Raw genomic sequence first — 15,608 nt, forward strand, 5'->3', positions numbered from 1 at the left:
GACATGAGCGATCAGCAGGTCAAGGGCAGCTACGTCGAACCGGGTCAGGAGTACACCCGCGACACCAACTACATCGAGGACCGCATCACGCGCGATGCCGTCGACGGGTGGCCGGTCGAGGCCGGTCGCTACCGCCTGGTCGCCGCCCGGGCCTGTCCTTGGGCGAACCGCAGCGTCATCTCGCGACGCCTGCTCGGGCTGGAGGACGCGATCTCGCTCGGCTTGCCCGGCCCCACGCACGACGCCCGCAGCTGGACCTTCGACCTCGACCCCGACGGTCGTGACCCCGTCCTCGGCATCGAACGCCTCCAAGAGGCGTTCTTCGCCCGCACGCCCGATTACCCGCGCGGCATCACCGTGCCGGCGATCGTCGACGTGCCGAGCGGCAAGGTCGTCACGAACGACTTCCCCCAGATCACCCTCGACTTCGCGACCGAGTGGACCGCCCACCACCGTGAGGGCGCCCCCGACCTCTACCCCGAGGCCCTCCGCGGCGAGATCGACGAGGTGAACGCCGTGGTCTTCCACGACGTCAACAACGGGGTCTACCGCGCCGGTTTCGCCGGGTCGCAGAAGAGCTACGAGCGGGCCTACCGCACCCTCTTCGAGCGGCTCGACTGGTTGTCCGAGCGACTGGCCGGTCAGCGCTACCTCGTGGGCGACACCATCACCGAGGCCGACATCCGGCTGTTCACCACGCTCGCCCGGTTCGACGCCGTCTACCACGGGCACTTCAAGTGCAACCGGAACAAGCTCAGCGAGATGCCGGTGCTCTGGGCCTACGCCCGCGACCTGTTCCAGACCCCCGGGTTCGGCGACACGATCGACTTCGACCAGATCAAGGCGCACTACTACGTCGTGCACTCGGACATCAACCCCACGGGCATCGTCCCGGTCGGTCCGGACGCCTCGGGATGGCTCACCGACCACGGGCGCGAGCAGCTCGGTGGCCGCCCCTTCGGCGACGGCACTCCCCCGGCACCGCCCCGCGCGGGCGAAGAGGTGCCGGCGCTCGTCGGGGCCTGAGGCACCGCCTCGTGCTCGATCCCTCGGACCGGTTGCGCACCACACGCGACGAGGCCCTGGCGCTTGCCGCGCGACTGCTCGGGGACATGGAGGCGGTGGCCGCGGCCCGCGAGGGAGCCAACGTCGACGACGAGCACGACCCCGAGGGGTCCACGATCGCCTACGAACGGTCGCAGCTCGACGCCGTCCGGCGGTCGGCCCTCGAACGCGCCGCCGACGCCGAGGCCGCCCTGGCCCGGCTCGCCGACGGCACCTTCGGGCGCTGCGAGCGATGTGCGGCCCGGATCGGCGAGGCGCGGCTCGAGGCGCGACCCACCGCCCGGCTCTGCATCGACTGCGCGAGCTGACCCGCGCCTCCTGCCGGTGCCCCGTCCCGCGCCCTCAGCGGGGGCGTCGGCGGGGGCGTCAGCCCCAGATGCGACCGATCTGCTCGTCGAGGAACGACTCGAACCAGGCGTCGCGGTCGGTGACGACGTTGGTGAGGTGACCGAAGAGCTCGAAGCTGAGATGCCCGTAGAGGGCCGTCCAGGCGGTGATGCCCGCGGCCAGCACGCCGGGGGCGATCGACGCCCCGAGGCCCTGGGCGAGCTGCGTGAACTCGTCGGCCAGGCCGGCCCGCACGGGCATCGCCCGCAACGTGGCTCCGCTCGCCGCCGCGTCGTCGACCGCCCCGAGCAGGAGCAGCCCCACCGCGATCGCCGGTTCGACGGTGTCGACGGGGGCCGCGTACCCGGGGACCGGTGAGCCGTAGAGCAGAGCGTAGCGGTGCGGGTCGGCGATCGCCCAGCGACGGGTTGCACGGGCCGTCGCGCGGAACCGCTCCTGGTGGTCGGCCCGGTCGACGGCCTGCTCGGCCCGACGGGCGGCCTCGGCGAGGTCGACGTAGGCGTCGGTGATCAGGCGGGTCAGCAGGGCGTCGCGGCTCGGGAAGTACCGGTAGATCGCCGACGACGCCATGCCCAGGTCGCGCGCGACGGCGCGCACCGAGAGGGCGGCCGCTCCCACCTCGGCCAGCTGCCGGTGGGCCGAGGCGAGGGCGCGCTCGACGATCTCGGTTCGTGCCCGCTCGCGGACGCCCCCGACGGTCCGGGAGCGTCCGTCGTCCCCTGCGTTCGTGGTCATGCCCCGATCCTGTCGCCCGAGAGCACGCGACACAAACGAGAGCACCGCTCTTGCGTATCGGGCCGCCCGACCCTAGGGTCAGATCCGAGAGCACCGCTCTCGCTCATCGCCCCCAGGAGGACCCCATGCCCACCCATCTCGTCGTCGGAGCCGGAGCCATCGGCACCCCCCTCGTCCGCCGCCTCGCCGAGCGGGGCGACACCGTGCGCGTCGCCACCCGCCGCGGCACCGCGATCGCCGGGGCCGCCCCGTTCACGCTCGACGCCAAGGACGCCGCCGCCCTGACGAACGCGGCCCACGGCGTCGACACGATCGTGGTCTGTTCGAACCCGCCCTACCCCGCCTGGGGCGTCGAGTGGCCGGCCATCACCACGGCCCTGATCGAGACGGCCGTCACCACAGGGGCGCGCATCGTGCTGATGGGCAACCTCTACGGCCACGGGCCGGTGTCCGAGCCGATGACCGAACACACGCCCCTCGCCTCCGCCGAGGGGAAGGGCAGGGTGCGCGCCGACAGCTGGCAGCGGCTCCTCGCCGCGGCCGACCGCGGCGTCCGGGCCGTCGAGGTGCGCGCGAGCGACTACTTCGGGCCCGGCGCCGGGCGCAACGCCCACCTCGGCAGCGACTTCTTCGGGCCGCTCGTCGCGGGCCGCACCGCCCACGCGGTCGGCGACGTGAGCCAGCCGCACGCCTGGGCGTACCTGCCCGACGTCGTCTCGACCCTCGTGGCCGCCATCGACCGCGACGAGTGGGGACGCGCTTGGCTGACGCCGCACGCCACCCACGCCTCACGGGTCGCGATCGCCGAGGAGGCGCGGCGCCGGTACGGCCTGACCGGTCGCGTCCGCCCGTGGAACCCGCTGCTGTGGGCCGGCCTGACCCGCACGGTGCCGTTCCTCCGCGAGGTGAGGGCGATGCAGCACCAGTTCGACTCGCCCTTCGTCGTGGACTCGTCCGAGAGCGAACGCCTGCTCGAGATCGGACCGACCCCGTGGCCCGAGGCGCTGGACGCGACGATCGCGGCCGCCCGCGACGCCGTGCGTCGGTGACTCCTGACTCCTGTCGCCCGCGCACGACGACGGCCCCTGCCCCCGGGGCTTCCCGCGACGGCGCGACGGGAAGCAGGAGTTGCCGACGGGACGGACGGTTCCCCGAGGTCACAGCAGACCCCCACGCGCCGCCCTTCCCCGACGGCCGCACGCCGCCGTACGCTGACAGCACCCCGGCGACGACGCCGCACGACGGCCGACTCGCCCCGATCGACGACGATTGGTGCTCCATGACGCTGACCGCGAGCCGTCCGCCCCGCGACGTCGGGCCGCAGCGCCGGGTGGTGCGCGACTCGTGGGACCGCGCCTCACGGCACCGGCTCGATCCCGACGGCCTGCCCCGACTCGAGCTGCCCGAGGACGACCTCGACGACTGGCGTCGGGACCACCCGTTGGCGCTCGCGCTGCCCGTGGTGCGTCGTCTGCTCACGGACGACGTCTCGGGCTCGGGACTGCTCGTCGCGCTGGGCGACGAGCACGGACGCCTGCTCTGGGTCGAGGGCGACCACGCGGCCCGCCGCCGGGCCGAGGACATGCTGTTCGTCGCCGGTGCGGGCTGGTCGGAGTCGCGGGTCGGCACCTCGGCCCCCGGCACCGCCCTCGTGCTCGACCGGGGCGTGCAGATCCGCGGCGACGAGCACTGGAACCACCGCGTGCGGGCCTGGAGCTGCACGGCCGTCCCGGTCCACGATCCCGTCGACGGGCACGTCATCGGAGTCGTCGACATCACGGGAGACGAGCGAGCAGCCGGCTCGTTGACGCTGCCCCTGGTCACGGCGACCGTCGCGGCCGTGGAGGCGCACCTCGCGCTCCTGGGGTTGGCCGCGGTCGATCGCGTCCCGACCCGCACCCCCCGGCGGCCGGTCCGACCCGGTCCGGGCTCCCCCGCCGGCCTGACGACCCTGGGCCGTGACGAAGCCGTCCTCACGGTCGGGGACGGCCGCATCGCGCTGGGTGCCCGGCACTCCGAGATCATGACCCTGCTCGCCCACCGGACCGCCGGGTACACCGCTCACGAATTGGCCGACGCGGTCTACGGCGACGTCGACGCGGTGTCCACCCTGCGCCCCGAGATGGTGCGCCTGCGGCACGTCGTCGAGGCCCTCGACCCCACGCTGGTCCCCCTGTCGCGCCCGTACCGCCTGCCCCGCCCGGTGGCCCTCGACCTCGACGCGCTCGTCGGACTCGTCGACCGCGGTGCCCACCGCGCCGCCGTGCGAGCCGACACCGGCCCGGCGCTGCCCTCGTCCACGGCACCCGGCGTCGTGGCGCTGCGGGTCGAGGTCGCGGCGACCGTCCGGGACGCGCTGCTCACCGGCGGGTCGATCGAGAGCCTCGTGTCCTACTCCGAGTCGGACGCGGGTCGCGACGACGTGCGCGTGCTGCTCGAGCTGCTGCGTCGGCTTCCGCCGGGATCGCCCCGGCGGACGCACCTGGTCGCGCACCTCGAGGCGCTCGGTGGCCGGGACTGACGCGCAACCGGATGCAACCCCGCCCGACGTAGCCTGCCGCCAGCGGCGGGCGACCCCCGCCACCGACCCGACACCGTCGTCGAAAGGGACCGTCATGACCGTCACCACTCCCCCGAACACCTACGCCGCGCCGGGACGGCCCGACGCGAAGGTGGCCTTCAAGCCCCGCTACGACCACTTCATCGGCGGCGAGTACGTCGCCCCGGCGAGCGGGCAGTACTTCGAGAACCCGAGCCCGGTGAACGGCAAGGTCTTCACGGAGGTCGCCCGGGGCAACGCCGCGGACGTCGACAAGGCGGTCGAGGCCGCCTGGCGCGCGTTCGACTCGTGGAAGAAGACGACGATCGCCCAACGCGCGCTGATCCTCAACAGGATCGCCGACGTCATGGAGGCGAACCTCGAGATGCTCGCCGTCGCCGAGACCTGGGACAACGGCAAGCCCATCCGTGAGGCCCTCGCCGCCGACGTCCCGCTCGCGATCGACCACTTCCGCTACTTCGCCGGGGCGATCCGGGCGCAGGAGGGTTCGACCGGCGAGATCGACGCCGACACCGTCGCCTACCACTTCCACGAACCGCTCGGCGTGGTCGGCCAGATCATCCCCTGGAACTTCCCGCTGCTGATGGCCGTGTGGAAGCTCGCCCCCGCCCTCGCCGCCGGCAACTGCGTCGTCCTCAAGCCGGCCGAGCAGACCCCCGCGTCGATCCACGTCTTCATGGACCTCGTCAAGGACCTCCTGCCCGCCGGGGTGCTCAACATCGTCAACGGCTTCGGCGTCGAGGCCGGCGCCCCCCTGGCGAGCCACCCGAACATCCGCAAGATCGCGTTCACCGGCGAGACCACCACCGGGCGCCTGATCATGCAGATGGCGAGCGAGAACCTCATCCCGGTGACGCTCGAGCTCGGCGGCAAGAGCCCGAACGTCTTCTTCGCCGACGTCGCCGACGAACGGGACGACTTCTACGACAAGGCCCTCGAGGGCTTCTCGTTCTTCAACCTGAACTCGGGCGAGGTGTGCACCTGCCCGAGCCGGGCGCTCGTGCAGCAGTCGATCTACGACCAGTTCACCGCCGACGGCGTCGAGCGGGTGAAGAAGGTCAAGCAGGGCGACCCGCTCTCGATGGACACCATGATCGGCGCCCAGGCGTCCAACGACCAGCTCGAGAAGATCCTGAGCTACATGGACATCGGCAAACAGGAAGGCGCGACGCTGTTGCTCGGCGGCGACCGGGCCGACCTGGGCGGCGACCTGACCGGCGGCTACTACGTCAACCCGACGATCTTCGAGGGCCGCAACTCGATGCGGATCTTCCAGGAGGAGATCTTCGGCCCCGTCCTGTCCCTGACGAGCTTCAGCGACTACGACGACGCCATCAAGATCGCCAACGACACCCTCTACGGTCTCGGTGCCGGCGTCTGGAGCCGCAACGGTGCCCAGCTCTACCGGGCCGGCCGCGACATCCAGGCCGGTCGCGTCTGGTCGAACACGTACCACCAGTACCCCGCCGGGGCGGCGTTCGGCGGCTACAAGCAGTCCGGCATCGGTCGCGAGAACCACAAGATGATGCTCGACCACTACCAGCAGACCAAGAACCTGCTGGTCAGCTACGCGGACGGTCCGATGGGCTTCTTCTGATGACGCCCGAGCAGACGGCCGCCGCCGCGCCGGCAGTGGCAGCAGCCGAGGAGGCGCGGGTCGGCGCGGTCACGCCGGCCCCCGCCTCCGGGATGGTCGCCGCCACCCCCTCCCGGGTCGACGTCTCCCCCGAGGCGGCGGCGTTCCTCGTGTCCCTGACGGCGCAGCACGGCCCGCTGATGTTCCACCAGTCGGGTGGCTGCTGCGACGGTTCGTCGCCGATGTGCTACCCCGTCGGGTTCTTCCGGGTGGGAGCCGTCGACGTCCACCTGGGCGACCTGCACGTCGACGGGATCGACCCGATCGAGGTCTACATGTCCCGGAGCCAGTTCGAGTACTGGAAGTACACGCACCTCACGATCGACGTCGTGCCGGGCCGCGGGGCCGGGTTCTCGATCGAGAGCCCGGAAGGCCGGCGGTTCCTGATCAGGTCACGACTGCTGGACGACGACGAGCTGCGGGCGTTCGGACTCGACGACGCGGTGGGCGACACCCCGGCCTGATCGGCCGACGCCGCCCGGGGACTCAGTCGGTCGGCGGGTGGGGCAGGGCGTAGACGCCGTGCCCCACCCGGTCGACCACTCCCTGTCGGGCGAGGACGCTCAGCGTCGAGAGCACGCTGCTCCGGCGGTAGTCGGGCAGGGCGGCGACGATCTCGGTGGTGCGCCGGGCCCCGTTCCGCAGCACCTCGGGCACGCGGTCGGCCAGGGAGTCGCCGACGGGCGCGGTCGCCGGGGCGACGTCCGTCGGGTCGCCGGCCCGCGCCTCCTGGTCGTACTCGGCCCGGGCCTGGTCGAGTCCCTCGGCCGAGACCCGGGTGGTCGCACCGTCGGCACCGGAGGCGTGCGCGTAGGGCGCGAGGGTGAGCGATCGGCCGACGCGCGCGTACACGGCCGAGGCGCTGGTGCCCTGGTGCTCGGCGATCTCGGGGTAGGACGCGCCGCCGAGCAGCAGCACCGCCTCGCCCTCGAGGCCGAGCCACTGGCCGAGGCTCGCGATCTCCCAGCCGGCGGTCGTCACGGCCGAACCCCAGACCTCGATGTCGTCGGCGTGCTCGGTGGTGAGCGTCTCGAGGTCGTCCAGCAGGTCGAGGAGTCGCCGGCGGGCGTCGTCGACGATCTCGGCCGTGAACTGCGGCGGGCGGCGAAGTTTGATCGGTCGTGACATTTGTGAAAGACTATCCAAGTTGCCTTCATGGCACCACGACGTCGTCCGGCAGTCCGGGCGTCACATCCCCCACTTTTTGGAGTTCCCATGGCTTTCGCAATCGTGCGCGCCGGTGGCCGTCAGGAGAAGGTCGAGGTCGGCACGATCCTGACCGTCGACCGCCTCAAGGCCGCGACCGCCGACACCGTCTCGTTCGTCCCCGTCCTGCACGTCGACGGCGACACCATCCTGTCGGGCGACGACCTGGCCAAGGTCACCGTCGAGGGCGAGGTCCTGAACGACCTGCGCGGCCCGAAGATCGTCATCCAGAACTACAAGAACAAGACCGGCTACAAGCGTCGCATGGGCTTCCGTGCCGACCTGACCCGCGTCAAGATCACCTCGATCACCACCAACTAAGGGGCTGACACCACATGGCACACAAAAAGGGCGCATCGTCCACCCGCAACGGTCGTGACTCGAACGCACAGCGCCTCGGCGTGAAGCGCTTCGGCGGCCAGGTCGTCCTCGCCGGCGAGATCATCGTCCGCCAGCGCGGCACCCACTTCCACCCCGGCGTGAACGTCGGCCGCGGCGGCGACGACACCCTCTTCGCCCTCGCCCCCGGCTCGGTCGAGTTCGGCAACAAGGGCGGCCGCAAGGTCGTCAACATCGTCGCCTCCGCGACGGCCGTCGCCTAGGCGACAGCACACGCGTCATCCGCCTCGGGGCGGTCGGGCCCAGGCCCGGCCGCCCCGGGGCGTTTCCGTGCCCGCTGTACCCCTCGTCCAGGCGGCACGGGGTGAGGACGCGTAGACGGGAACGATGAAGGCACTCACGTACCAGTCCGTCACCAACGTCTCCGTCGAGGACGTCCCCGATCCCACGATCATCGACCCGAGCGACGCGGTCATCAAGGTCACGTCGGCCGCGATCTGCGGAAGCGACCTGCACCTGTACGACGCCCTGGGCGCGTTCCTCGACAAGGGCGACGTGCTCGGCCACGAGACCATGGGCATCGTCACCCAGGTCGGTTCCGAGGTCAGCCGCATCAAGGTCGGCGACCGCGTCGTCGTCCCCTTCGTCATCGCGTGCGGCCACTGCTTCATGTGCGACCGCGGGCTCTTCTCGCAGTGCGAGACCACCCAGGTCACCGAGTACGACTCGGGCGCCACCCTCTACGGCTTCAGCAAGCTCTACGGCCAGGTGCCCGGTGGCCAGGCCGAGCAGCTGCGGATCGCGCGTGCCGACGCCAACCTCGTGAAGGTCGGCGCCGACCTGCCCGACGAGCGCTATCTCTTCCTCAGCGACATCCTGCCGACCGCCTGGCAGGGCGTCGAGTACGCCCAGGTGCCCGAAGGCGGCACCCTGGTCGTCCTGGGCCTCGGCCCGGTCGGCCAGTTCGCGTCGCGCATCGGCAAGTACCGCGGCTACCGCGTCATCGGCATCGATCCGGTGCCCGAGCGTCGCGCCATGGCCGAGCGCCACGGCGTCGAGGTCCTCGACCTGACGAAGGACGTCGCCGACGTCGTCAAGGGCATGACCGACGACCGCGGACCCGACTCCGTCGTCGACGCCGTCGGCATGGAGGCACACGAGCACGCCGGCATCGGCCTCGTGCAGAAGTTCGCCGCCGCCCTGCCCGACGCGATCGGCCAGGCCGTCATGCAGAAGGCCGGCATCGACAGCCTCGGCGCCATGCACCTCGCCTTCGAGATCGTGCGCCGTGGCGGCACCGTCTCGCTCAGCGGGGTCTACGGCGGCACGGCCGACCCCACGCCCTTCCTCACGCTCTTCGACAAGCAGATCACCATCAAGATGGGCCAGTGCAACGTCCAGAAGTGGATGGACACCCTGATGCCCCTCGTCGAGGACCCGACCGACCCGCTCGGCACCGAGGACCTCGTCACCCACCCGGTGCCGCTCTCCGAGGCCGCCGCCATGTACGACGTCTTCAAGAACAAGGAGGACGGCTGCATCAAGGTCGTCCTCAAGCCCTGACGCCTCGACACGTCAGAGACCTCGACGACGCGACCCCCGCCTCCTGGGGGTCGCGTCGTCCCGTGGGGCGGGCTAGCGTCGTCGCTCGGGAATGCGGCCTGTTCGACGACCGTTCACCGAAACGCGCGCGCACGTTCACCCCACTCATGGCAATCGGGTGATGGACTGGTGACGAATCAACAACGAGGGTCTCGTCCCGAGCCCACGTCGGCGACATCGATTGAGAGAACCATGGATCTCCGGACGGCCGAACACCCCAGGCCGAACCACTTCATCCTGCACCTCAGCGACACGCACCTCGTCGGCGGGGACCGCGACCTCTACGGCGCCGTCGACAGCGAGGCCCGGCTCCGTCAGATCATGGACGAGATCGAGGCGTCCGACGGGCGGCCCGAGGCCATCGTCTTCACGGGCGACCTCGCCGACAAGGGCGAGCCGGACGCCTACCGCAAGCTCCGCGCCCTGATCGAGCCCGTCGCCGAGCGACTCGGAGCCCAGGTGATCTGGGCCATGGGCAACCACGACGACCGCAGCGCGTTCCGGTCCGAGCTCTTCGGGCAGCTGCCGTCGCAGCGACCCGTCGATCTCGTCTACGACGTCAACGGCCTGCGCCTCATCACCCTCGACACGACCGTGCCCGGCCACCACTTCGGCCGTCTGTCCGGCGACCAGCTCGACTGGCTCGCCGAAGAGCTCTCGACCGACGCCCCCGACGGCACCATCATCGCCATGCACCACCCGCCGGTCCCGAGCGTGCAAGACCTGACGGCCCTCGTCGAGCTGCGTGACCAGGCGGCCCTCGCCGAGGTGATCGAGGGCAGCGACGTCCGCTCCATCATCGCCGGGCACCTGCACTACTCGACCAACGCCACCTTCGCGGGCGTCCCCGTCTCGGTCGCGTCGGCCACCTGCTACACGCAGGACCTCAACGTCGCCGGCGGCGGAACCCGCGGCCGCGACGGTGCCCAGGCGTTCAACCTGGTGCACGTCTACGAGGGCACCGTCGTGCACTCGGTCGTGCCGATCGGCACCTACGAGACCGTGGGCGAGTACGTGCCGGCCGACGTGGTGGCCGAGCGGCTCGCCGTCGCTGGCGTGCGCATCGCCCCCGCCGCCCCCCGCCACCGCGCGACGGACACGGCACCGGTGCCCGTGGTGCCGCGTGACCTCGCGCTGACGGGGCCGATCGACACGCTCTGACCGGGCGGGCGGGCCCTCGCACCACCGCAGCCGGTCTCGTGCACCGTCGGCAACTCCTGGCTCATGCTGCGCGCTACGGCCGGTGCCCCCTTCCCTGGCCCGTCGTGCAGCACGGAGCAGGAGTTGCCGACCCACTCGGTGCCGTCGACGCCGCCCGTCCCGACGCAGCCACGCCGAGGACGACCGACCGCCCCGAACACGGCCCGCGCGAGTCGGCAATTCCTGCTTCACGTCGCTCGAACGACGCCGACACGCCCCCGCCTGCGATCGCCGTGACGCGAGTCAGGATTTGCCGACGAGGGACGAGGACGCCGTGACGGGAAGCCAGACGTGCCGACCCGGGCGCCGGCGACGGCGGACCGGGTCAGCCGTGGGCGGGGGTGCGGGCCTCGGCGGCCATGGCCGCACGCAGCCTACGCAGGTACCCGTCGCGGAGGACGTGACGGAGGCGCGGTGGCAGATGTGGGACGACCGCAGCCGTGACGAGCATCACCCGGTCGTAGCGGCGTTGGACGGCCGGCGACCAGGGCAGGCCGAAGTCGTCACGGACTCGATCCGGCAACGACCCCGCGGTGACGAGCCGGGCGAGCGGCATCACCGCTCTCAACCACCACGGCCCCGTCGTCGGGTGCAACAACTCGTGGGCGACCCGACGCGTGACGTCGTCCACCACGAGGTGCGCGACGGCGTCGTCCCAGTAGCGCCGGAACGCCGCTGCATCGGCCGGCCACACCTCTCGCGGCATCTGCAGCGACGTGCCGACGAGGGCGTAGTCCTGGTAGACGGTCTCGGCGTGGGCCGGGTCGATCGGCCCGTGCACCCGCTCGAACAGCTGCACGGCCGAGTCGTAGAGCGTGGCAGCGACCCAAAGCTGCAGATCGGGGTCGAACGCGTCGTACCGCACCGACGAGGACCCGCCGTCGTGCACCGGACGGTGCGCCCGCCCGACGACCCGGCGGACGTGGGCCACCTCGGACGGGGTGCCGAAGACGATGGCGTAGAGGTACGTCATGGTGCCGTGCAGCCGCGACAGCGGGCGCTCGACGAAGTCGCTGTGCTCGGCGACGCCGTGCCCCACCCCGGGGTTCGCGAGTTGCAGCAGGATCGCCCTGCCCCCACCGGCCAGGAGCAGCGACTCGCCCGCCATGTCGGAGATGCGCCGCACGTCCGAGCCGTGAAGGGTCCAGGGCAGTCGCATGCGGTCAGCCTACGGCGGGCCGTCGGTAGGGTGCTGACATGGCCACCCCCGACTTCGTCCTGTCCCTGCGCGAGAAGATCGGCACGGCACCGCTGTGGCTCGCCGGCGTCACCGCGGTCGTGGTGCGCGGTGACGAGACGCTGATGGTGCGCCGAGCCGACACCGGCGCCTGGACGCCGGTGACGGGCATCGTCGACCCGGGCGAGCACCCCGCCGACGCCGCCGTCCGCGAGACCCTCGAGGAAGCCGACCTGCACGTCGTCCCCGAACGGCTGGCCTCGATCGGAGTGACCGACGAGGTCGTCTACCCGAACGGCGACCGCGCGCAGTACCTCGACCACACCTTCGTGATGCGCTACGTCTCGGGCGAGCCCTCCCCTGCGGACGGCGAGAACACCGAGGCCCGGTGGTTCCGGCTGGACGCCCTGCCGCCCATGGGCCCGGACATGCTCTCTCGTCTCGACGCCGCACTCGCGGGCGAACAGGCCGCCCGCTTCGGCACCTCGTCGAGCTGAGCGGCCGTCCGGACGACGGCGACGGCCACCGCGCCGGCGCCCGGCGTCGACACCCGGGGCCAGTGATCGGCACCCGGGGCCGGTGACCGGTGACCGACGACGCCCGTCACACCCGCGACGCGGGTACGGCCGGCGTCAGTCCGACCCTTCGAGCCCCCGCTGGGACGACGATCCGGTCGCCTCGCCCGACTGCGCCGCCTCGGCCCCGAGTGCCCGCCTGTCCTGCTCGGCGTTCTCGAGGGCGACGCGCTGCATCTCGTCCTTCTCCCACGGTGCGGGGAACGGGTAGTACCGCTCGAGGAAGTCCGTGACCGTCGCGGTCCGCTCGTCGTCGGTGACCTCGGGGAAGCTGCCGTCGTTGAGGCAGAAGAAGTCGAACGCGCGTTTCTTCAGCACCTCGGACAACGACGCCAGCCCCGACACCATCGTGGTGTCGATGTAGCTGACCTTCGCGTTCTCCTGCACGATCGCCCGACCCGTCATCAGCGAGTAGTAGTGGTAGAGCGAGTTGGTGACCGAGATGTTCTCCTTCGCACGGAAGGGGCTGCCGGCCGTGGCGGCGAACTCGTCGGCGAACTCGTGCTCCATCTCGAACAGGACGCTGCGGCGCAGCGGCGCGGCGGTGTGCTCGAGGTGACGCGTCAGGACGCGGCCGAAGCGCTGCTGCAGCAGGCGGCGGTTGACCCGCGCGGCGTTCTCGAACCCGCTGCGATCGATGTTGTTGTGCCCGAGCCCGATGCGGGTGTCGGCCTCGATGAACTTCGTGACGGAGCCCGGGGAGAAGAACATGCTCGGCGCGACGGGTCGCCCGAAGAACATGTCGTCGTTCGAGTACAGGAAGTGCTCGCTGAGCCCCTCGATGTGGTGCAACTGCGACTCGACGGCCTGCGAGTTGTGCGTCGGGAGCATCGAGAGGTCGCTGAAGAACTCCTCGCTGCGCACGACGCGGACGCGGGGGTGTTCGCCCAACCACTCGGGCACGGGCGAGTCGGTCGCGATGTAGATGTTCCGGACCCACGGGGCGAACATGTAGACCGACCGCAGGGCGTACTTGAGTTCGTCGATCTGACGGAACCGGGCCGCCGAGTCGTCGCCCTCGCCGACCACGTGACGCTTGGCCTGGGCGGCCCGGGCACGCTGGTACTCGATGGAGTTGCCGTCGACCCACGAGAAGACGATGTCGATGTCGAAGGTGATGTCGGTGGCGTGGTCGTCGAACATGTGCTCGAGGGTGGGCCACTCGATGCCGTACCGCTCGACCGTCTGTTCGACGGCCTCGGCACGGGGCAGTTCGGTGCGCATCAGCGCGTTCTCGGTCGGGGCGAGGATCTCGTCGTCGGTGATGATCCAGAACTCGACCTGCACGGCCGTGCCCGCGCCGTAGCGGAGGCGGCCGATGGGCTCGACACGGGGCCGGTAGACGCGGAAGACCCGCTCCGTCTCGAGCTCGAGCCCGCCCTCGACCACGAGGGACGCCTGACCCTTGCGGGGCTTGGCGTAGAAGGGCTCGGTGGCCGAAGCCGCGACCATGGCGGCGGTGAAGCGGTCACGGTGGACGGTGTCGACGGCGATCACCGGGCGGACGTCGTTGCCGCGCACGAGCAGGAAGGGCACCTGGGCGGCGTCGAGCACCCGCCGGATGTAGAGCAGGTCCTCGATCATCGACTGCTGGGGCGTGAGGTGACCGTTGAGGAGCGTGAACTGGCCCTTGCGGACCACGACGTCCTCTCGGTCGAGACCACCGGCTCGGTGACGAGGGGTCAGGAGAGGGCTCTCGGACGTGCCGACCATCTCTGACGTACCGGGGATCTCCGTGGCCATGCAGACTCAACCTTCCGTGCGGGCCTCGGGCGGGCGGACGCACCCTCGGCATTTTACGGGGTCGGAGGCACCTCGGCGGATCCGCCGCCCACGACGGTCAGCGGCGGCCTCGGACCGGGGCCGCCCCCGTGGTCGTCGCGGCGGCGGTCGGCACCTTCACGAGCACCCCGACGGCGATCATGAGCGCCGCGGCCACGAACTGCAGCCCCTGCCAGAGGTCGGGCTGGACGGGCACCACGAACACCGGGTTCCAGAGGACGGCCACGGCGGCGAGCAGGGGCAGCGCCCACCAGGCACGCCCCCGGTAGGCGAAGACGAGGACGATGAGGGCGAAGATCGACACCACGTACCGGAACACCGTGAAGACGTCCGAGCCGAGCAACGCGGTGCCGGCCAGCAGGGCGATGGCCGCGATCAGGCCGGGCGCCAGGGCCGGACGAGTGAACGCGGGGGCGGTGGGGGTGGGCACCGCCTACTCGATGTCGTAGGCGACGTCGAGGACGCTGATCGGACGGCTCATCGGCGGCTCGTCACGCAGGCGCTCGAGGGCCGGCTGCAGTTCGCCCAACCAGGCCTGGTAGCCGGCGTCGCTGAGGTGGACGTGGTCGGCGGCGAACTCGGGTCGCAGCGCGTCACCGGACTCGTCGGCGAGGGCGGGCCAGAGGTCGAGCCACTGCGCCCGGACCGTCGAGGAGAACTGACGGAGGTGGCGGTTGGCGTCCTTGAGGCGGGGTGCGAACTCCGCCCCCCGTGGCGCGATCGACTGCAGCAGCAGACGCGTCCCGGGCAGTTCACGACGCATCGCCACCATGAGGTTCTCGATGCCGCGCACCACCTGTTCGACCGAGCGTCGCGCGGTGAAGTCGTTGGTGCCGATCATGAGCACGACGGAGTCGGGGTTCGCGGCCACGACGTCGTGGAGCCGTTCCGTCAGGCCGGCGACCGTGTCGCCCCCGACGCCCAGGTTGACGACCTGCTCGTCGGGCAACCACGCCGCCCAGTCGCCGTTCTCGGTCAAGCTGTCGCCGACGAAGGCGACGGTCTCTCGGTGTGTCATCACGACCTCCTGGTGGTCTGCTGAAGTGCCCCCATCGTGCCATCACCCGCTGGGAGCCGCGAACCGGCGCGCGCGTGCGCGCCGCCCCGACCTCACTGTCGGAAGCGCCGCGGCCTCTTCGACCAGACGCGGTCGAGCGCGTGGCGGACGCGCGGCAGCAGCACCACGAACGACGACACGACGACGAGCACCCCGAACAGCACCCCGAGCCACAACGGCACGGGCGACATGGCCTCGTCGCCCGCCGGGTACAGCGGCACCGGCGACGACGTCAGGACGAGGAGGCGCGGGTCGGTCACGCCACGGCCGTCGCGTCGGTCGTGGCCCCGCCCGCGGCACCGGCCACCCGCTCGGTCGCCCGGGCG

Annotated in this window: 18 protein-coding genes; 11 read left to right on the forward strand and 7 right to left on the reverse strand. The window is 71.4% G+C overall.

Going from position 1 to position 15,608, the window contains the following annotated elements:
• The first annotated feature begins 3 nt into the window (after positions 1-3).
• Complete coding sequence (locus tag IFT36_RS06745; RefSeq protein ID WP_200412713.1) at positions 4-1,026, forward strand: glutathione S-transferase family protein; 1,023 nt, start codon at positions 4-6, stop codon at positions 1,024-1,026.
• 11 nt (positions 1,027-1,037) lie between these two features.
• A complete protein-coding gene (locus IFT36_RS06750; RefSeq protein WP_233568334.1) occupies positions 1,038-1,373 on the forward strand; it encodes a TraR/DksA family transcriptional regulator in 336 nt (111 codons plus the stop codon).
• Positions 1,374-1,431: 58 nt separating this feature from the next.
• Here the strand turns inward: IFT36_RS06750 and IFT36_RS06755 are convergent, their stop codons facing one another.
• A complete protein-coding gene (locus IFT36_RS06755) occupies positions 1,432-2,148 on the reverse strand; it encodes a TetR/AcrR family transcriptional regulator (protein WP_200412714.1) in 717 nt (238 codons plus the stop codon).
• Positions 2,149-2,273: 125 nt separating this feature from the next.
• Here IFT36_RS06755 and IFT36_RS06760 point away from each other — a divergent pair, with 125 nt between their 5' ends.
• From IFT36_RS06760 to IFT36_RS06775, 4 genes are all read left to right on the forward strand, one after another.
• On the forward strand, positions 2,274-3,197 hold the full coding sequence (locus IFT36_RS06760; protein ID WP_200412715.1) for an NAD-dependent epimerase/dehydratase family protein: 924 nt from the start codon (positions 2,274-2,276) through the stop codon (positions 3,195-3,197).
• A gap of 230 nt (positions 3,198-3,427) precedes the next feature.
• Complete coding sequence (locus IFT36_RS06765) at positions 3,428-4,669, forward strand: GAF domain-containing protein (protein ID WP_192123452.1); 1,242 nt, start codon at positions 3,428-3,430, stop codon at positions 4,667-4,669.
• A 94-nt stretch (positions 4,670-4,763) separates the two neighbouring features.
• Positions 4,764-6,305 (forward strand): acetaldehyde dehydrogenase ExaC, encoded by a 1,542-nt coding sequence (gene exaC, locus IFT36_RS06770; RefSeq protein WP_056045771.1) that lies wholly within the window; start codon positions 4,764-4,766, stop codon positions 6,303-6,305.
• Positions 6,306-6,397: 92 nt separating this feature from the next.
• A complete protein-coding gene (locus IFT36_RS06775) occupies positions 6,398-6,808 on the forward strand; it encodes a DUF779 domain-containing protein (RefSeq protein WP_123570795.1) in 411 nt (136 codons plus the stop codon).
• A 22-nt stretch (positions 6,809-6,830) separates the two neighbouring features.
• Here IFT36_RS06775 and IFT36_RS06780 read toward each other — a convergent pair whose 3' ends face one another.
• Positions 6,831-7,472, reverse strand: coding sequence for a hypothetical protein (locus IFT36_RS06780; protein ID WP_056045774.1), 642 nt, complete (start codon positions 7,470-7,472; stop codon positions 6,831-6,833).
• Between the two features lie 87 nt (positions 7,473-7,559).
• On the opposite strand from IFT36_RS06780, the gene rplU reads away from it, so the two are divergent.
• The 4 genes from rplU (at position 7,560) to IFT36_RS06800 (ending at position 10,652) form a co-directional block, all read left to right on the forward strand.
• Positions 7,560-7,871, forward strand: coding sequence for a 50S ribosomal protein L21 (gene rplU, locus IFT36_RS06785; protein WP_054144935.1), 312 nt, complete (start codon positions 7,560-7,562; stop codon positions 7,869-7,871).
• Positions 7,872-7,885: 14 nt separating this feature from the next.
• Positions 7,886-8,152: a 50S ribosomal protein L27 gene (gene rpmA, locus IFT36_RS06790; protein WP_043596143.1), complete on the forward strand. Its 267-nt coding sequence runs from the start codon at positions 7,886-7,888 to the stop codon at positions 8,150-8,152.
• A gap of 124 nt (positions 8,153-8,276) precedes the next feature.
• A complete protein-coding gene (locus IFT36_RS06795; RefSeq protein ID WP_200412716.1) occupies positions 8,277-9,452 on the forward strand; it encodes an alcohol dehydrogenase catalytic domain-containing protein in 1,176 nt (391 codons plus the stop codon).
• A gap of 231 nt (positions 9,453-9,683) precedes the next feature.
• Complete coding sequence (locus tag IFT36_RS06800) at positions 9,684-10,652, forward strand: phosphodiesterase (RefSeq protein WP_192123421.1); 969 nt, start codon at positions 9,684-9,686, stop codon at positions 10,650-10,652.
• Positions 10,653-11,016: 364 nt separating this feature from the next.
• Here the strand turns inward: IFT36_RS06800 and IFT36_RS06805 are convergent, their stop codons facing one another.
• Positions 11,017-11,850, reverse strand: a complete 834-nt coding sequence (locus IFT36_RS06805) for an oxygenase MpaB family protein (protein WP_200412717.1) — start codon at positions 11,848-11,850, stop codon at positions 11,017-11,019.
• Between the two features lie 38 nt (positions 11,851-11,888).
• Here IFT36_RS06805 and IFT36_RS06810 point away from each other — a divergent pair, with 38 nt between their 5' ends.
• Positions 11,889-12,365: an NUDIX hydrolase gene (locus IFT36_RS06810; RefSeq protein WP_056045786.1), complete on the forward strand. Its 477-nt coding sequence runs from the start codon at positions 11,889-11,891 to the stop codon at positions 12,363-12,365.
• Positions 12,366-12,500: 135 nt separating this feature from the next.
• On the opposite strand, the gene IFT36_RS06815 is transcribed toward IFT36_RS06810, so the two are convergent.
• The 4 genes from IFT36_RS06815 to IFT36_RS06830 form a co-directional block, all read right to left on the reverse strand.
• Positions 12,501-14,156 (reverse strand): stealth family protein, encoded by a 1,656-nt coding sequence (locus IFT36_RS06815; RefSeq protein ID WP_235452728.1) that lies wholly within the window; start codon positions 14,154-14,156, stop codon positions 12,501-12,503.
• Between the two features lie 127 nt (positions 14,157-14,283).
• Positions 14,284-14,655: a DUF6804 family protein gene (locus tag IFT36_RS06820; protein WP_056045790.1), complete on the reverse strand. Its 372-nt coding sequence runs from the start codon at positions 14,653-14,655 to the stop codon at positions 14,284-14,286.
• A gap of 3 nt (positions 14,656-14,658) precedes the next feature.
• Complete coding sequence (locus tag IFT36_RS06825) at positions 14,659-15,243, reverse strand: GDSL-type esterase/lipase family protein (RefSeq protein WP_056045795.1); 585 nt, start codon at positions 15,241-15,243, stop codon at positions 14,659-14,661.
• Positions 15,244-15,335: 92 nt separating this feature from the next.
• A partial coding sequence (locus tag IFT36_RS06830; RefSeq protein ID WP_207114212.1) for a hypothetical protein occupies positions 15,336-15,608 on the reverse strand: 273 nt, incomplete at its 5' end.

This window comes from Frigoribacterium sp. CFBP 13605, assembly GCF_014839405.1.
Classification (GTDB): Bacteria; Actinomycetota; Actinomycetes; order Actinomycetales; family Microbacteriaceae; genus Frigoribacterium.